Consider the following 14743-nt stretch of genomic DNA (forward strand, 5'->3'; position numbering starts at 1 on the left):
TCGGATCGGGGTGCAACACTCCGGTCGGGGGGGGCTGGTCTGAACGTGGCGTTGGAATTTCCCCAAGGCGCGGAGCAAAGGGCGCAGCCCGCCGCGCCATCGGCGGGCCGTCCCGCGGCCTGCCGATTTGGCCAGCGACACGCCAAGCCATTAAAGTAGGGGTATGCAGCTTGCATAAACTGCGTGTCTCAAACGTCGGATCGGCAGACCCCGGCCCACCGATAGCGCGGGCTTTGTCCATGCCCCAACATCCCCGTCACGCCCGTGTCAGATCTCGCGCAATTCGCTGACAAAATCATAACGGTCCCCGCGATAGGCCGATCTTGTCAGTTCCACCATGGTGCCATCAGTCAGATAGCCGCGCCGTTCAATCCGCAACACTGCCGCCCCGCTGGGCACACCAAGGTTCTGCGCCTCTTCTTCAGATGCAAGCGATGCCGTGACGCGCTGAAGCCCCGTGACCGGCTTGTTGCCCACTGCATCAAGGGCCGCATACAGCGAATTCTCCACACTGTCATGATCAGGCAGGTAGGTTTCGGGAATGATGGCATGTTCCAGCGCCAGCGGTTCGCCATTTGCGGTGCGAATGCGCCGGAACCGTTTGACGCGCGCATTCACTGCCAGCCCGAAGGCAATCACCTCATCAGGCGATGCGGTGTCGGTCGATTTTTCCAGCCAGACCGACCCCGCCACCAGCCCGCGCCTGCGCAGATCTTCGGAAAACCCCGCCAGCATGGAGGACGGTTGTTCAATCCGTGGCGCGATATAGGTGCCGGACCCGTGTTTGCGCGACAGCACGCCTTCGCGCATCAGAAGGTCAATCGCCTTGCGCACCGTGACGCGTGACACCGCCATGCGTTCGGCAATGTCGCGCTCGGATGGCAGCGCATCGCCCACGGAAAATTCCCCCTGCTGGACCTTCTCGCGCAAAATCGCGGCCAGCCGGACATAGATGGGCGTGTCTTCGGCGCGCGAGGCAAGCAGGTCGTGGTGCAATGTCATGGCGCGGCCTGCTGTGCGGCCATGGCGTCACGCAATATGCCGCCCGCGCGGTCAAGTGCGGCATTCGCGCCGTCAGGGGTTGCGCCCATGGCGACCAGCACCGCCGGTTTCACCTGCCAGCCGCATTTCTCCAGCGCGGCTGTGGCCGCCTGCGCAGGCACACCCGAAATGCGCTGGACCATGGCCTGCGCGCGGCCCCGCAGTTTGATGTTCTGGGGCCGCATATCGACCATAAGCCCGTTATGCACATGGCCCAGCCGCACCATGATCTGCGTTGAAATCATGTTCAGAACCACCTTTTGCGCCGTGCCTGCCTTCATGCGGGTGGACCCTGCCACCACTTCGGCACCGGTTTCGGTGGTGATGGCATGCTCCGCTGCGTCCAGCAGGGGGGTGCCGCCATTGCACGCAACCCCGATGGTCAGCGCGCCCGCCGCGCGCGCCGCCGCGACCGCCGCCACAGTAAAGGGGGTGCGCCCGCTTGCGGCAATGCCGATGACAACATCGCGCGCGTCAATACCTGCGCGCGTCACCTGATCGCGGGCATCATCTGCGTCGTCTTCCGCGCCTTCAATGCCCAGCTTCAGCGCCGCTTCACCGCCCGCAATCAGATACTGCGTGCGCGCGTCGGGCCAGTTGAAAGTCGGGCCAAGTTCGGTGCCATCCTGCACGGCAATGCGGATGGATGTGCCCGCGCCCGCATAGACCAGCCGCCCGCCCGCGCGCAGGCGGGGCAAGGCCCCCTCGACCAGATCGGCCAGTGCGGGCAGGGCAGGGCCAATGCTGGCAATCGCGGCCATCTGGCTTTCCCAGATGGCGCGCAGGGCGGTCAGGCTGTCCCAGCGGTCCAGATCACGGTAGCGGGGGTCGGAAAATTCGGTCATGCACAAGGGCCTTTTATGTCGGTTTTGCGGGTTTATCACATGCTCAGGCGCTGTCCATCTGCGCCAAAATGGAACGCGCGGTCCATGTCGGGGGTCACAAACGCGCGGTCATTGACTTCGGCGGCGTGTTCACCAAACAGGCGCACGGTAATCAGGCCGTGCGGGTCTGCGCGCAGGTAAATCAGTGTTTCACCGCCCAGTTGTTCCACATGACTAATGCGCCCTTCGATCATGCCCTTATCCTGCGACAAGGTCAGGTGTTCGGGGCGAATACCAAGGCTTTTGCCCGCCACACCCAGCGCGGGCGCGTCAAGAAAGTTCATCTTGGGCGACCCGATGAAGCCCGCGACGAATTCATTCGCGGGGTTTTTATACAGCTCCATCGGCGCGCCGACCTGTTCAATGCGACCGTCGCGCAACACCACAATCCGGTCGGCCAGCGTCATGGCTTCGACCTGATCATGGGTCACATAAATCATGGTTGCGCCCAACTCGCGGTGCAGGTTGGCAATTTCAATGCGGGTTTGCACGCGCAGCGCCGCATCCAGATTGGACAGTGGTTCGTCAAACAAGAACAGCTTGGGCTTGCGCACAATGGCGCGGCCAATGGCCACGCGCTGGCGCTGCCCGCCCGACAATTCCGCAGGCCGGCGCGTCAGATAGGCGTCCAGATCCAGCATACTCGCCGCGCGCTCCACCGTTTGCGCAATTTGTGCGCGCGGCTGGCCCGCCTGTTTCAGCCCCAGCCCCATATTGTCGCGCACGTTCAGATGCGGATAAAGCGCGTAGGACTGGAACACCATTGCAATTTCGCGCTGTGATGGCGGGGTGGTGTTAACCACGGTGCCGTCGATCCTGACCTCGCCGGATGTGATGTCTTCCAGCCCTGCGATCATGCGCAGCAACGTGGATTTTCCGCACCCCGACGGGCCGACAAAGACACAGAATTCGCCGTCATTCACCGTCAGGTCAACTTCGCGGATCACATCGACCGTGCCGAAGGACTTGCAGACTTTATCAAGTGTCAGATTGCCCATCAGGCCCTCCTTGGTATTGGTTATGCGATGCGCACGGTCTTGCCGGTGCGCACGCTTTCATCGGCGGCCAGACAGACGGCGACAGACCGCACGGCATCGTTGATATGGCGCGACATGTCGTGATCTTGCGCGATGGCGCGCGCCATGGCGGCGGCCTGCAAGTCGCACAGGCCCTGATGGCCGGGGCTGTCCGCGAATGTGGTGACGGATTCACCCTGTCCTGCGGGCGCATGAATCAGATGGTCGGCGGCGGTGTGCCCCTCGACATCGGCTGACCCCAGCCCTTGGGGCGCGCGCAGGGACACGGCCCCTTGCGGTGAAATCACGTCTTTGACGAAATGCGCGGTTTCCGACATCATCGGGCCCCAGCCCGCTTCATACCACCCGCAAGATCCGTCTGCGAAGATCACCTGAAAATGCCCGTAATTATACATATCAGGCGCAATTTCATCTGACAGGCGCAGGCCCATCCCGCGCACTTCCACGGGGGCGGCATCGGTGATCTGGCACATGACATCGACATAATGCACACCGCAATCCACAATGGGCGGGGTCGATTGCATCAGCGCTTTATGAATATCCCATGCCGGCCCGCTTGATCGCTGGTTCAGGTTCAGGCGAAACACATAGGGCGGCCCCATGTCGCGCGCGGCTGCAATCAGCGCAATCCATGTCGGGTGATGGCGCAGGATATGGCCCACCATCAGCTTGCGCCCTGTGCGCGCGGCGGTATTGGCCACGGCCTGACAATCGGCCACGCTGGTGGCCAGCGGCTTTTCGACAAACACATGTGCGCCCGCCTCCATAGCCTTGATCGCATAGGCGGCATGGCTGTCGGAATAGGTGGCGATGGCCACCATATCGGGCTTCAGGCGTGCCAGTGCTGCGTCGAAATCACGCTCGATCTTCAGATGCGCCAGCGCATCGGGTAGGGCCACATCGGACCGGTTCACCAGCCCCACAACCTGAAATTCGGGCAGTTTGGCATATGCCAGCGCATGGCTAAGCCCCATCTGGCCCAGCCCCGTTACCAGAACACGGATCATTTCACGGCCCCCTTTGTAATGCCCCGGATCAATTGACGCGAGAAGATCAGATACAGCACCACCACCGGAAAGATTGCCAGCGTCAGCGCCGCCAGAACCGCGTTCCAGTTGGTAACATACTGGCCAAGGAAAATCTGGCTGCCCAGTGTCAGTGTCTTGGTGGCTTCCCCCGGGGCCAGGATCAGCGGGAACCACAAATCGTTCCAGATGGGGATCATGGTGAACACGCCCACTGTGGCCATGGCAGGGCGCACCAGCGGCAGCGCGATGGTAAAGAAGATGCGGTATTCGCTTAGCCCGTCAATCCGCGCGGCATTCTTCAGATCATCCGAGACCTGCCGCATGAATTCCGACAAGATGAACACCGCCAGCGGCAGACCCTGCGCGGTATAGACAAGGATCAGCGCCGTCAGCGTGTTAACCAGATTTGCCGCAACCATGATTTCCAGAATAGCCACCGTGCCCAGCCGGATGGGGATCATGATGCCAAGCGCCAGATACAGCGCCATCAGCAGATTACCGCGAAAGCGGTATTCGGCCAGTGCAAACGCCGCCATTGCCCCGAACAGCAGCACGAAAAACAGCGATGCCACAGTGACAATCATGGAATTCTGGAAATACAGCAGGAAATTGCCCTGCTCCAGCACCGTATGAAACCCCACCAGATCGAATGTTTCGCGCGTGGGCAGCGACAGCGGGTCGTTGAAAATGGCGCGGCGTGACTTCATCGAATTGATGACGATCAGCACCACCGGATACAATGCCAGCACCGTATAGGCGATCAGGATCGCATGTGCGGCGGAACTGCGCAGGATATTGGCGCGTGCAGACATGATGACCCCCTAGAACTGGTAGCGGCGCAGCCGCGTCTGAACACCGAACAGATACAGCGACACCCCCGCCAGAATGATGAAGAACATCACCGTGGCCACGGTCGCGCCCATATGCGGATCACCCAGCTGCAACTGAAACCCGAAGAAGGTGCGGAACAGGAAACTGCCCAGAATATCGGTTGCGTAATTCGGCCCGGCCAGTGCCCCTTGGGTGACATAGATCAGATCGAACGCGTTGAAATTGCCCACAAATGTCAGGATGGATATGATGCCGATCGTGGGCAGGATCAGCGGCAGCTTGATTTTCCAGAACTGTGATGCGCCGGTGATGCCATCCATTTCGGCGGCTTCCAGAACTTCATCAGGAATGGACAGCAGCGCGGCATAGATCAGCATCAGGGGAATGCCCACGAACTGCCAGACCGATATCAGCGCCAGCGTGGTCAGCGCGGACCGCTCCAGCCCCAGCCATGGCGCGAACCAGTTGCCCACGCCAAGGGCGTCCATGAAATTGGGCGCAACCCCCCAAAGCGGCGACAGGATCAGTTTCCACACAAACCCCACGATCACGAAACTCAGGATTGCGGGAATGAAAATTGCCGTGCGGTAGAAGGCCGCAAAGCGCAGGCGCGGCGTGGACAGGATTGCCGCCAGCGCAATGCCGATGGGGTTTTGCACCAGCATGTGAATGACGAAAAACCACAGGTTGTTCCCTGTTGCGTTCCAGAACGCCCCCGACCAGCGCGGATCGCCAAACAGCGTGGCAAAATTGGCCAGCCCGACAAATTCGCGCGCCCCCCCTTCGCCGCGTGTGAACAGCGACAGGTTCAGCGTGCCAAATAGCGGGATGATCATGATCGCAGTGTAGATCAGCACGGCAGGGGCCAGAAACACGGCAATATGCCAGCGGATCGGGCTGCGCGGGGCGCGGCGGCGGGGCTGGGGCATGGAACCCTCCGGTAGTGGCGGGAATGGCGCGGCCCCCGATCAGGTCAGGGGCCGCAAATGGCACTTATTGATGCGGTGCATACCACGATGACAAGCCCGATTGCAGCGCTTCGCCCGCTTCTTCCGGTGTCCATGTGCCGCGCATCACATTTGCCGCAGCCGTCCAGCTTTCGTTCGACAGGTTCGGCGTGCCGCGCGAAACGATCTGGTGAAAGGGCCGGATGGTGCTTTCGCATTGCTCGCGCCAGCCAAGGAATTCCTGTGCCAGCGGGTCTTCCAGCGTCACTTCGGCGCTGGACAGCGGGAAAAAGCCAGGGATGGCGTTGGCCAGCAGGCTTGATGCCTCGCTGCCAGTCAGCCAGCTTAGGAAGGCACGTCCTTCTTCCTGATTTGCGGATGCTGCGTTCAGCCCGATGCCCATATCGGTATGATCAGAGATGAAGCAGCCGTCAGTCCCCGCGGGGACTGGCGGCGGGAATGCCCCCATTTCAAAATCGGCCTGTTCGCGGAAGCCCGCAATTTCCCATGATCCGGCCGGATAGATTGCCGCACGCCCCAGCGTGAACAGGTTCTGGCTGTCAGGATAGCTTTGCGATTCAAACCCGCGGCCCAGATAGGGCGCCCAACGGGCCAGCTGGCGGAACGGTTCCACCCATGCATCATCTGTCAGGCTGCTTTCGCCCGCGATCAGGGCCGCGCGTCCTGCCTCTCCACCCCAGAAGTTCACCCCGATATTGGCATAGCCCATGGTCGCGGCTTCCCATTGGTCATTGATGCCCATAGCCATCGGGATATAGCCGCCATCCGCTTCAATCGCGTCCAGGACGGCAAAGAATTCCTCTTCGGTGGTGGGCACTTCAAGGCCAAGTTCCTCGAAAATCTCGGCATTATAGATGAATCCATGGATGACGGACGCCAGCGGCACGCAGAAGGTCTGATCGCCATCATCCGTAGACCAGGCCGATTTCGCCACATCGGAGAAGTTTTCCATCCCGTCCAGATCGGTCAGGTCGGACAATTGTCCGCGTTCAAACAGTTGCAGCGATGCGTCAAAGGCGCGGCAGGTGATGATATCGCCTGCGGTGCCTGCATCAAGTTTGGAATTCAGCGCGGAATTGTATTGTGCAGGTGCCATCGGCTGGAAATCCAGCTTGATGCCATCATGCGCGGCTTCAAAAGCCGGAATAATCTGGTTGCGCCAGATGGAAATATCGTCATTGCGCCAGCTTTCGATTGTCAGCGTGACATCTTGTGCAACTGTGCCTGTTGCGCATAGGGCAATGGCTGTCGACAGGATCAGGGTTTTGCGGGTCGTCATTGCAGTCCTCCTTGTTGTGGCGTGGGGCAGCATGCCGGACCGGCGATCCGTTTCTTTTCGCGTCCCCTGTGGTATATAGAACCAAAAGAATACCATTTGTCTAGAAAATTCGACCGTATGGCTGAAAAGCACACCCTTAAAAACCCGTCAATTTCATGGAAAATCAATCTTTTCATGCAGTAATATGGCACTCTTAACGTGATAATATCGCGCCATCATGGCTTTTGCAGTGGTCGCATGCGCAAGAAACCACTTTTCATATGGTATTCTTTTGGTATTGTGAAATTCAAAGGGGGGCAGGGATGCGCATCTTCATTGGACTGGATGGTGGCGGCACAGGCTGCCGCGCACAGGCAGAGCTGGCAGACGGGCGCCGCACGCAGGTTGTAACCGGTGGTGCGGCCAATGTCTCCAGCGACCCTGATGGTGCGCTGCGCGAAATCTCAACCGCATTGGCGCGGGCATTTGCGATGGCGCGGGCCATGCTGCCCGACGGGGCCGCGACAGATGCACAGATTGTGCTGGGGCTGGCGGGCGCAAGTGAATCGGGCGCAGCGCAGCGTTTGCTGCACGCCTTGCCCTATCCGCAGGTGTCCGTCATGGGCGATATCGACATCTCATTGAAGGGCGCGTTCGGGCAGGATGACGGTATAGTGCTGGCCGTGGGCACCGGATCGGTGCTGGCCTGCCAGCGCGGCGGGCAGATGCAGCGGATGGGCGGCTATGGTCTGGCGCTGGGCGACGAGGGCAGCGGCGCCTGGATCGGGCGCGAAGCGCTGCGGCTGTGCCTGCATGCGCGCGACGGGGTTGGACAGGACGGCCCGCTGGTTCAGGCGCTTTCGCACCAGTTCGGGCCGCTGCCGCAGATCATAAGCTTTGCAGGCCGGGCACGCCCTGCGGATTACGCGGCCCTTGCGCCGCTGGTGCTGCAACATGACCGCGCGCATTGCCCGGTTGCTGGCGCAATTCTGGACCGGGGCTGCGCCTATCTGCTGCGCGCCATCACCCATTTACAGGCTGGCGCGCATGATATGCCGGTGGCCCCCACAGGCGGGCTTGGGCCTGTGCTGCTGGACCGGATCATGGCGCAGGGCGGGGCGTATCTGCACCGCGCGGCCCCCAAAGGAACCGCACTTGATGGTGCCATCTGGCAAGCACGCCATGGCGCAAGACAAAAGGAAACATCTTCATGACACAGACCCTGATGGCACAGGAAATCGCGGAAATCCCGTCCAGTGTCGCGGCCTGCCTGAAGGGCAATGCCGAAAGCCTGCGCCTTATCGCCGACAATCTGCGCGCGTTCGATCCGCAACTGGTGATCACCGTGGCGCGCGGATCATCGGACCATGCGGCCAGCTATTTCAAATATGCCTGCGAAATTCTGGCGGGTATTCCCGTGGCCTCGGTGGGACCATCGGTCGCGTCGGTCTATAATGCCAAGCTGCGGCTGCCGCGCACATTGGGGCTGGCAATATCGCAATCGGGCCAAAGCCCTGATATCGTGGCCATGACGCGTGCGGCGCGCGCATCGGGCGCGATAACCGTGGCGCTGACCAATAACCCCGACAGCAATCTGGCGCAGGGCAGCAGCTATTGCCTGCCGCTGCATTGCGGGCCGGAACGCAGTGTTGCGGCAACCAAAAGCTTCGTCACCTCGGTGGTGGGGGGGCTGGCGCTTCTGGCCGCATGGCACGATGACCGCGAATTGTCGAACGCGCTGGAGGCGCTGCCCGATGCCTGCGAACAGGCGCTGGCCTGCGATTGGGGCGCGCTGTCCGACAGGCTGGTGCGCGCGCCTGCGCTGTTCGTGCTGGGGCGTGGCGCGGGCTATGCGATTGCCAGCGAAATGGCGCTGAAATTCAAGGAAACATCCGCCATCCATGCCGAAGCCTATTCCGCCGCCGAAGTGCTGCACGGCCCTGCCGCATTGGTGGAACGCGGCTTTCCGGTGCTGGGCATGATCTGCGAAGATGCGGCGCGCGACAGTTTTGCCGCCACCGCGCAGAAGCTGCACCAACAAGGCGCGGATGTGTTTGTCACCGCCGATCTGCCCGATCTGGTGGCCCTGCCTGCGCCCGCGGCCCTGCACCCGCTGGTCGATCCGTTGTTGCGGGTCGTGTCCTTCTATGCGTTCATAGAAGGGCTTGCGCGCAGGCGCGGGCTGACCCCCGACACCCCGCGCTATTTGCGCAAAGTGACCGAGACTGTCTGATGGCGATACAGGTTCTGAAAGCGGCCCATATCTTTGACGGCACGCGGATGCATGCCAATGCCGCCGTCAGCCTGTCGGCGCAGGGGCGCATTCTGGGCCTGCACGCGGACGGGGATGCACTGCCCGCGCCCGCGCAGGACTTGGGCGCGGGCATCCTGGCCCCCGGTCTGGTGGATGTGCAGGTCAATGGCGGCGCGGGCGTCATGGTGGGTGCGGGAACGGATGCGGGCCAGCTGGCGCGCATCTGCGGCGCGCATGCACGGCTGGGGGCCTGCGCCATCCTGCCCACATTGATCACCGACACCCCTGATGTGACACGGCAGGTGATTGCCGCAGGGCTGAATGCTGCGCGCGCAGGCGTGGCGGGCTTTGCGGGCCTGCATCTGGAAGGGCCGCATCTGGACCCCGCGCGCAAGGGCGCACATGACGCGGGGCTTATCCGTCCCATGAACAAGGATGATCTGGCCCTGCTGTGCGATGCCGCCCAAGCGCTGCCCGCGCTGATGATCACCCTTGCGCCCGAAGCGGCCACGCATGCCCAGATCGCGGCACTGGCGGAAGCGGGCGCAATCGTCAGCCTTGGGCATTCGGGCTGCGACGCGGCCACCGCACTGGCCGCGCACAGGGCAGGGGCGCGCAGTGTCACGCATTTGTATAACGCCATGGGCGCGCTGCAAAACCGCGCGCCCGGTCTGCTGGGCGCGGCGCTGACCAGCCCGCTTGTGGCAGGTATTATTGCCGATGGCGTGCATGTCGCGCCCGAATGCATGGCGGTGGCGTTGCAGATGAAAGCGCCGGACGGGCTGTATCTGGTCAGCGATTCCATGGGCTTTGCAGGCACGGATCTGCGCGAAATCACCCTTGGGGGGCGGCGCATCCTGCGCGCGGACGGGCGGCTGACACTGGCGGACGGAACGCTTGCGGGGGCAGATATTTCGCTGCCGCAATCACTGGCCTGTCTGGCGGGGTTGGGTGTGGAGGCCGCCCGCGCCCTGTCCATGGCCACCCGCATCCCCGCCGATTTGATCGGCGCCACAGATCGCGGGCGCATCACACAGGGCGCCCGCGCCGATCTGGTCCTGCTGTCCCCCGACTGGTCCCTGCGTGCGGTCTGGCAGGCGGGGGAGCGTGTGGCATTGGGGGAGGATGTGCGTGAAGTGGCGGGGTAGGGGGCGCTTTTTGGGCAGTTACTGCGGTCTGGACGTAGGACAGCTTACGCAATAAAACTTCTATTGATCTTTGCTTTCAAAATATGTGGGATGCGGCTAGTGGACTCCGGTTGGATCAAGGCACTCGAACTACCTGCCAGGATTACGGGAGGCCTGTTCGCGGGTAGCCTTTTGATAGTGTTGATAGATGGATCGGACGCACTGAGTCTTGATGATGTTGGATTATGGGCGCGACCACTTTCGATTGTTGTTGCCATCCTCTCAGGATGCTTGTTCATGTTTTCGATAATCCCAGAAGGATGGAAAGCTACGGAAGGCTATCGCATAGATAGGCGCAGGAAAGCGTTTCACACAAAGAAGAAGCAGGCTTTCTTAGCTGATATTCCATACCTGACAGATAAAGAACGAATAATCCTAGGATATCTTAGGCACCACAAACAGAAACGGTTTACAGGCGCACAAGACGCCGGACATGCCGTAACCTTACTTGCAAAAGGTTACGTTCAATTCATTGGTGTAAAAGGTCAGGCCATTGACCTTTTGGATGTGCCCTTTGAGGTAACGAGCTATGTCTGGGAAGTTGTGGAAGCGCTGCCTGATGAGTTTCCCCATCGGCCACAATACTCGGACAGGTCGAAAGCGGTTGAAGTGCACCCGTGGCGCGAGCGGATGTTTTGACATTCAGCTCCGGCATTTCCCACCTCATCGAAGCGGACATTTGCCGAAATCAAGAAAGTGCCCTCTCCCCATCCCCCCACTCTCCCGCTTGACACCTGCCCCCGATTCCCGCATAGGACAGCTTCCGTTCGGGCATGCGGTCCGCGCGGGGTATGGGTATTGCCCGCAAATGCGGGCACGCCGCCCGAGGCAGATCAACGCCCGCATATGCGCGGGGGCCACAGGGCGCGGCAAATGATGAAGGAACAGACCGATGTTTGCGGTCCTTAAAACTGGTGGCAAGCAATACCGTGTGCAGGCAGGCGATGTGCTGCGCGTGGAACGTATTGCCGCACAAGCTGGTGAAAAAGTCCAGTTCAACGAAATTCTGATGCTGGGCGGTGATGCGCCTGTGATCGGCGCGCCTGTTGTTGACGGTGCCGCCGTGCAGGCCGAAGTGATCGACCAGATCAAGGCCGACAAGGTCATCCATTATGTCAAGCGTCGCCGCAAGCACAGCTCGCAGCGGACCAAAGGCCACCGCCAGAAACTGACACTGGTGCGCGTGACCGACATTCTGGCATCCGGCGCGGATAAAACCGGCGTGATGGCCGCCATCGGCACAGGGTCTGTGTCGGGCTTCGCGATTGAAGCGGCCGCCCCAGCGAAAGCGCCAAAAGCTGCAAAAGCTGCAAAGCCCGCCAAGGCAGATGCAGACGCGCCCGCAGTCGAAGGCAGCAAGCCCACGAACCTGCTGACCGAGGCCCGCGACGGCAAGGCAGACGACCTGAAAAAGATTTCCGGCGTCGGTCCCAAGCTGGAAGGTCTGCTGAATCAAAATGGTGTGTACCATTTTGACCAGATTGCCGCTTGGAATACCGCAGAGATTGCCTATATGGATGACCAACTGTCATTCAAAGGCCGGATCGAACGTGATGGCTGGATTGACCAGGCCAAACAATTCGCAGCTGATAAGGAGTAATCCCTCATGGCACACAAAAAAGCAGGCGGTTCCTCCCGTAACGGTCGCGACTCTGCCGGTCGCCGCCTTGGCGTCAAGCTCTATGGTGGGCAGCACGCTATTCCCGGCAACATTATCGTGCGTCAGCGCGGCACCAAGCATTGTGCCGGCAATGGCGTGGGCATGGGCCGCGATCACACCCTTTTTGCACTGTCCGAAGGGCATGTGACCTTTACCAAGGGTCTGAAGGGTCGCAGCTATGTATCCATTAGCCCGATGGTGGACGCAGCAGAGTAAGCCGAACTTTTACATTTAAGATGTAGAAACAGGGTCGGCAGCAATGCCGGCCCTGCTTCTTTTCTGGCATCCCGCGCCTGGAGGAGAGTGCTGCGGCCGTGCAAACGACCTATTTGGAGGAGTGGAATGACCGTGACGACCCTGATTCTTGCAGATCAACCGATCCTGACATCGGAACGGCTGGTGCTGCGTCCCTTGCAGAAATCCGACTCGGCGCTTCTGGCCATGCATTCGGGCGACAAGCGAGTCGCCGAAGGCACGCGGTCCATCCCGCATCCGCTGCCGCCCGGCGCGACAGAGCAGTTCATCGAACGCGCCCAGTCGCCCAAGCGCGACGAGGATGTGTGGGTCATGGACGGGTCGGCCACAGGGTCCGCGCATGTGCTGGGCCTGCTGTCGCTGAAGCCGCTGGACCGCCAGCAAAGCCAGATCGGGTTCTGGGTGGCGCCTGCATTCTGGAATGCAGGTTATGCGTCCGAAGCGTTGGGTTGCGTGATCAAGGCCAACCCGCACAAATCGCGCACCCTGTTTGCCGAAGTGTTTCAGGACAACACGGCGTCTGCGCATGTGCTGACCAATGCCGCCTTTGATTATCTGGGCGATGCGGAAGCCTATTGCGTGGCGCGGCGCGCGAACGTGCCGACATGGACCTATATCCGGCGTATGTCTGCCTGATCACGGGGGGCGGGTGACACATGCTGCCGCTGCCAATACCGATACACCACCCCGCCCTTTCGGGCCTGCATCTGCGCCGCTTGCAGCCGCAGGACGCGGGCGCGTGGCGTGCGATTGTCACGCGCCCGCAGGTCGGGCGGATGCTGTTTTCCTTTCCGGTGGACTGGCGGCTGGAACAGGCGCAGGCGCTGGTCGCAGAACTGGCCCCGCGCAACACCCCGCCCTTCCGGCTGGCGATTGACACGGGCAATGGTGCGATGATCGGCACTGTGGGCTTTGCACAGGGCAAGACCAGCGAGATCGCCTATTTCCTTGACCCTGAGTGTCAGGGGCAAGGCATTATGCGGCCCTGTCTGGCAGGGCTGATTGACCTGATATTCGCGCGTTTCACACTGCCCCGCCTGCGTGCTGATGTTTATCACGACAACCCCGCATCTATGGCGTTGCTGCACCGTTTGGGGTTTGTGCAGACCGGCAGCTATATCGGCACCTGTTCTGCCCAACGTTGTAACGCGGAGAAGATTTATATCTTTGAAGTGCATCGCAGCGCGTGGCGGCAGGAAAAATGATCAAATCTTTGGCGGTTGCGGGTGTTTTATGGCCTGCCCCCTCGACCTTTTGTCGGGGTTTGCTACACTGGGCCATCACTGCAACAGGATAAGCGATGCGCAGACCAGTCGTCGGGATCATTGGCAATGCTTTTCTGATCAATGATCAGTACCCCGCCCATGCTGGCGGCACCATGAATTCCGAAGCGGTGGCCGAAGTGTCGGGTTGCCTGCCGCTGCTGGTGCCGTCCGACCCGCGTTTTGTGTCTGTGACGGAATTGCTGGATGTGTGCGACGGGTTCTTGCTGACCGGCGGTCGGCCCAATGTCCACCCCGAAGAATATGGCGAGCATCCGACCCCCGCCCATGGTGATTTCGACCGTGCGCGTGATGCGATTGCCTTGCCGCTGGTGCGCGCCTGTGTGGAACGTGGCCAGCCGTTTCTGGGGGTCTGTCGCGGCTTTCAGGAAGTGAATGTGGCGATGGGCGGCACGCTATATCCCGAAATCCGTGATTTGCCGGGGCGGATGAACCACCGCATGCCCCCTGATGGAACGCTGGAAGAAAAATTTGCCCTGCGCCACAAGGTCCGCTTTTGCGAAGGCGGCGTGTTTCACCGCCTGATGGGCGCGCCGGAAGTGATGACAAACACCCTGCACGGGCAGGGCATCAAGACGGCGGGCCAACGCGTCGTGATTGACGGCCAAGCCCCCGATGGCACGCCAGAGGCAATCTATATCGAGGGTGCGGCAGGCTTCACGCTGTCGGTGCAATGGCACCCCGAATGGCAGGCAGGTGCCGACCCCGTGTCGCGCCCCCTGTTCGAGGCGTTTGGCGACGCGGTGCGCGCATGGGCCGACGGGCGCAGGGCATGGCCGCTCAGCGCGTAGGGGTTTTGTGCGGGTGGGGTTTGCATCTCAACTGCGCGTGTTTGTTGCGCAACCTCCTGCGCGCGTGATTTGGCGGCGTCGTGGTGGATGAACTGGCCTTTTGCAGACATTGTGCCTGCACCCAAGGCGCGGAATCAAGGCCGTAGGCCGCCGCGCTATCGGTGGGCCGTCCCGCGGCCTGCCGATTTGGCTGGCGTCAGTGCAGCCCTTAGATGTCGAAATATGCAGCCTGCATAAAGTGAACTTCACTAACGCCGGATCGGCAG

General features: G+C 61.2%; 16 protein-coding genes. 9 read left to right on the forward strand and 7 right to left on the reverse strand.

The window, feature by feature from the left end; all coding sequences use genetic code 11:
* Positions 1-267: 267 nt before the first annotated feature.
* The 7 genes from P8S53_RS06330 to P8S53_RS06360 all read right to left on the reverse strand — a co-directional run bounded on the left by P8S53_RS06330 (position 268) and on the right by P8S53_RS06360 (position 7068).
* On the reverse strand, positions 268-1002 hold the full coding sequence (locus tag P8S53_RS06330; RefSeq protein WP_277806295.1) for a GntR family transcriptional regulator: 735 nt from the start codon (positions 1000-1002) through the stop codon (positions 268-270).
* A complete protein-coding gene (locus P8S53_RS06335; RefSeq protein WP_277806296.1) occupies positions 999-1886 on the reverse strand; it encodes an N-acetylmuramic acid 6-phosphate etherase in 888 nt (295 codons plus the stop codon). The genes P8S53_RS06330 and P8S53_RS06335 overlap by 4 nt, the downstream gene beginning before the upstream one ends.
* 35 nt (positions 1887-1921) lie before the next feature.
* Complete coding sequence (locus tag P8S53_RS06340) at positions 1922-2923, reverse strand: ABC transporter ATP-binding protein (protein ID WP_277806297.1); 1002 nt, start codon at positions 2921-2923, stop codon at positions 1922-1924.
* Between the two features lie 20 nt (positions 2924-2943).
* Positions 2944-3969 carry a Gfo/Idh/MocA family protein gene (locus P8S53_RS06345; RefSeq protein ID WP_277806298.1) on the reverse strand — a complete coding sequence of 342 codons (1026 nt, stop codon included), beginning with the start codon at positions 3967-3969 and terminating at the stop codon, positions 2944-2946.
* Entirely contained in the window at positions 3966-4802 is an 837-nt protein-coding gene (locus tag P8S53_RS06350; RefSeq protein WP_277806299.1) for a carbohydrate ABC transporter permease, read from the reverse strand. Before P8S53_RS06350 ends, P8S53_RS06345 begins: the two co-directional genes overlap by 4 nt.
* Before the next feature lie 9 nt (positions 4803-4811).
* The gene (locus P8S53_RS06355) at positions 4812-5750 is read right to left on the reverse strand and encodes a carbohydrate ABC transporter permease (RefSeq protein WP_277806300.1); all 939 of its coding nucleotides are present in this window, start codon (positions 5748-5750) and stop codon (positions 4812-4814) included.
* Positions 5751-5814: 64 nt separating this feature from the next.
* On the reverse strand, positions 5815-7068 hold the full coding sequence (locus P8S53_RS06360) for an ABC transporter substrate-binding protein (protein WP_277806301.1): 1254 nt from the start codon (positions 7066-7068) through the stop codon (positions 5815-5817).
* 302 nt (positions 7069-7370) lie between these two features.
* On the opposite strand from P8S53_RS06360, the gene P8S53_RS06365 reads away from it, so the two are divergent.
* The 9 genes from P8S53_RS06365 (at position 7371) to P8S53_RS06405 (ending at position 14477) form a co-directional block, all read left to right on the forward strand.
* The gene (locus tag P8S53_RS06365; RefSeq protein WP_277806302.1) at positions 7371-8261 is read left to right on the forward strand and encodes a BadF/BadG/BcrA/BcrD ATPase family protein; all 891 of its coding nucleotides are present in this window, start codon (positions 7371-7373) and stop codon (positions 8259-8261) included.
* Positions 8258-9280, forward strand: a complete 1023-nt coding sequence (locus P8S53_RS06370) for an SIS domain-containing protein (protein ID WP_277806303.1) — start codon at positions 8258-8260, stop codon at positions 9278-9280. The genes P8S53_RS06365 and P8S53_RS06370 overlap by 4 nt, the downstream gene beginning before the upstream one ends.
* Entirely contained in the window at positions 9280-10449 is a 1170-nt protein-coding gene (locus P8S53_RS06375) for an N-acetylglucosamine-6-phosphate deacetylase (protein ID WP_277806304.1), read from the forward strand. The genes P8S53_RS06370 and P8S53_RS06375 overlap by 1 nt, the downstream gene beginning before the upstream one ends.
* 276 nt (positions 10450-10725) lie before the next feature.
* Positions 10726-11127 carry a hypothetical protein gene (locus P8S53_RS06380; RefSeq protein WP_277806305.1) on the forward strand — a complete coding sequence of 134 codons (402 nt, stop codon included), beginning with the start codon at positions 10726-10728 and terminating at the stop codon, positions 11125-11127.
* 253 nt (positions 11128-11380) lie between these two features.
* On the forward strand, positions 11381-12088 hold the full coding sequence (locus P8S53_RS06385) for a 50S ribosomal protein L21 (protein WP_277806306.1): 708 nt from the start codon (positions 11381-11383) through the stop codon (positions 12086-12088).
* 6 nt (positions 12089-12094) lie between these two features.
* Positions 12095-12364 carry a 50S ribosomal protein L27 gene (gene rpmA, locus P8S53_RS06390; RefSeq protein ID WP_277806307.1) on the forward strand — a complete coding sequence of 90 codons (270 nt, stop codon included), beginning with the start codon at positions 12095-12097 and terminating at the stop codon, positions 12362-12364.
* Between the two features lie 126 nt (positions 12365-12490).
* Positions 12491-13039, forward strand: coding sequence for a GNAT family N-acetyltransferase (locus tag P8S53_RS06395; protein WP_277806308.1), 549 nt, complete (start codon positions 12491-12493; stop codon positions 13037-13039).
* Positions 13040-13059: 20 nt separating this feature from the next.
* On the forward strand, positions 13060-13608 hold the full coding sequence (locus P8S53_RS06400) for a GNAT family N-acetyltransferase (protein WP_277806309.1): 549 nt from the start codon (positions 13060-13062) through the stop codon (positions 13606-13608).
* A gap of 95 nt (positions 13609-13703) precedes the next feature.
* Positions 13704-14477, forward strand: coding sequence for a gamma-glutamyl-gamma-aminobutyrate hydrolase family protein (locus tag P8S53_RS06405; RefSeq protein WP_277806310.1), 774 nt, complete (start codon positions 13704-13706; stop codon positions 14475-14477).
* Positions 14478-14743: the final 266 nt, after the last annotated feature.

It is taken from the genome of Roseinatronobacter sp. S2, from assembly GCF_029581395.1.
Classification (GTDB): Bacteria; Pseudomonadota; Alphaproteobacteria; order Rhodobacterales; family Rhodobacteraceae; genus Roseinatronobacter.

What these genes read in the sequence shown, in the direction of transcription:
- P8S53_RS06345 (WP_277806298.1), bottom strand. Translation starts at nt 3,969, where the DNA reads ATGATCCGTGTTCTGGTAACGGGGCTGGGCCAGATGGGGCTTAGCCAT.
- P8S53_RS06340 (WP_277806297.1), bottom strand. Translation starts at nt 2,923, where the DNA reads ATGGGCAATCTGACACTTGATAAAGTCTGCAAGTCCTTCGGCACGGTC.
- rpmA (WP_277806307.1), top strand. Translation starts at nt 12,095, where the DNA reads ATGGCACACAAAAAAGCAGGCGGTTCCTCCCGTAACGGTCGCGACTCT.
- P8S53_RS06400 (WP_277806309.1), top strand. Translation starts at nt 13,060, where the DNA reads ATGCTGCCGCTGCCAATACCGATACACCACCCCGCCCTTTCGGGCCTG.
- P8S53_RS06380 (WP_277806305.1), top strand. Translation starts at nt 10,726, where the DNA reads ATGTTTTCGATAATCCCAGAAGGATGGAAAGCTACGGAAGGCTATCGC.
- P8S53_RS06355 (WP_277806300.1), bottom strand. Translation starts at nt 5,750, where the DNA reads ATGCCCCAGCCCCGCCGCCGCGCCCCGCGCAGCCCGATCCGCTGGCAT.
- P8S53_RS06335 (WP_277806296.1), bottom strand. Translation starts at nt 1,886, where the DNA reads ATGACCGAATTTTCCGACCCCCGCTACCGTGATCTGGACCGCTGGGAC.
- P8S53_RS06395 (WP_277806308.1), top strand. Translation starts at nt 12,491, where the DNA reads ATGACCGTGACGACCCTGATTCTTGCAGATCAACCGATCCTGACATCG.
- P8S53_RS06375 (WP_277806304.1), top strand. Translation starts at nt 9,280, where the DNA reads ATGGCGATACAGGTTCTGAAAGCGGCCCATATCTTTGACGGCACGCGG.
- P8S53_RS06365 (WP_277806302.1), top strand. Translation starts at nt 7,371, where the DNA reads ATGCGCATCTTCATTGGACTGGATGGTGGCGGCACAGGCTGCCGCGCA.
- P8S53_RS06360 (WP_277806301.1), bottom strand. Translation starts at nt 7,068, where the DNA reads ATGACGACCCGCAAAACCCTGATCCTGTCGACAGCCATTGCCCTATGC.
- P8S53_RS06330 (WP_277806295.1), bottom strand. Translation starts at nt 1,002, where the DNA reads ATGACATTGCACCACGACCTGCTTGCCTCGCGCGCCGAAGACACGCCC.
- P8S53_RS06370 (WP_277806303.1), top strand. Translation starts at nt 8,258, where the DNA reads ATGACACAGACCCTGATGGCACAGGAAATCGCGGAAATCCCGTCCAGT.
- P8S53_RS06350 (WP_277806299.1), bottom strand. Translation starts at nt 4,802, where the DNA reads ATGTCTGCACGCGCCAATATCCTGCGCAGTTCCGCCGCACATGCGATC.
- P8S53_RS06385 (WP_277806306.1), top strand. Translation starts at nt 11,381, where the DNA reads ATGTTTGCGGTCCTTAAAACTGGTGGCAAGCAATACCGTGTGCAGGCA.
- P8S53_RS06405 (WP_277806310.1), top strand. Translation starts at nt 13,704, where the DNA reads ATGCGCAGACCAGTCGTCGGGATCATTGGCAATGCTTTTCTGATCAAT.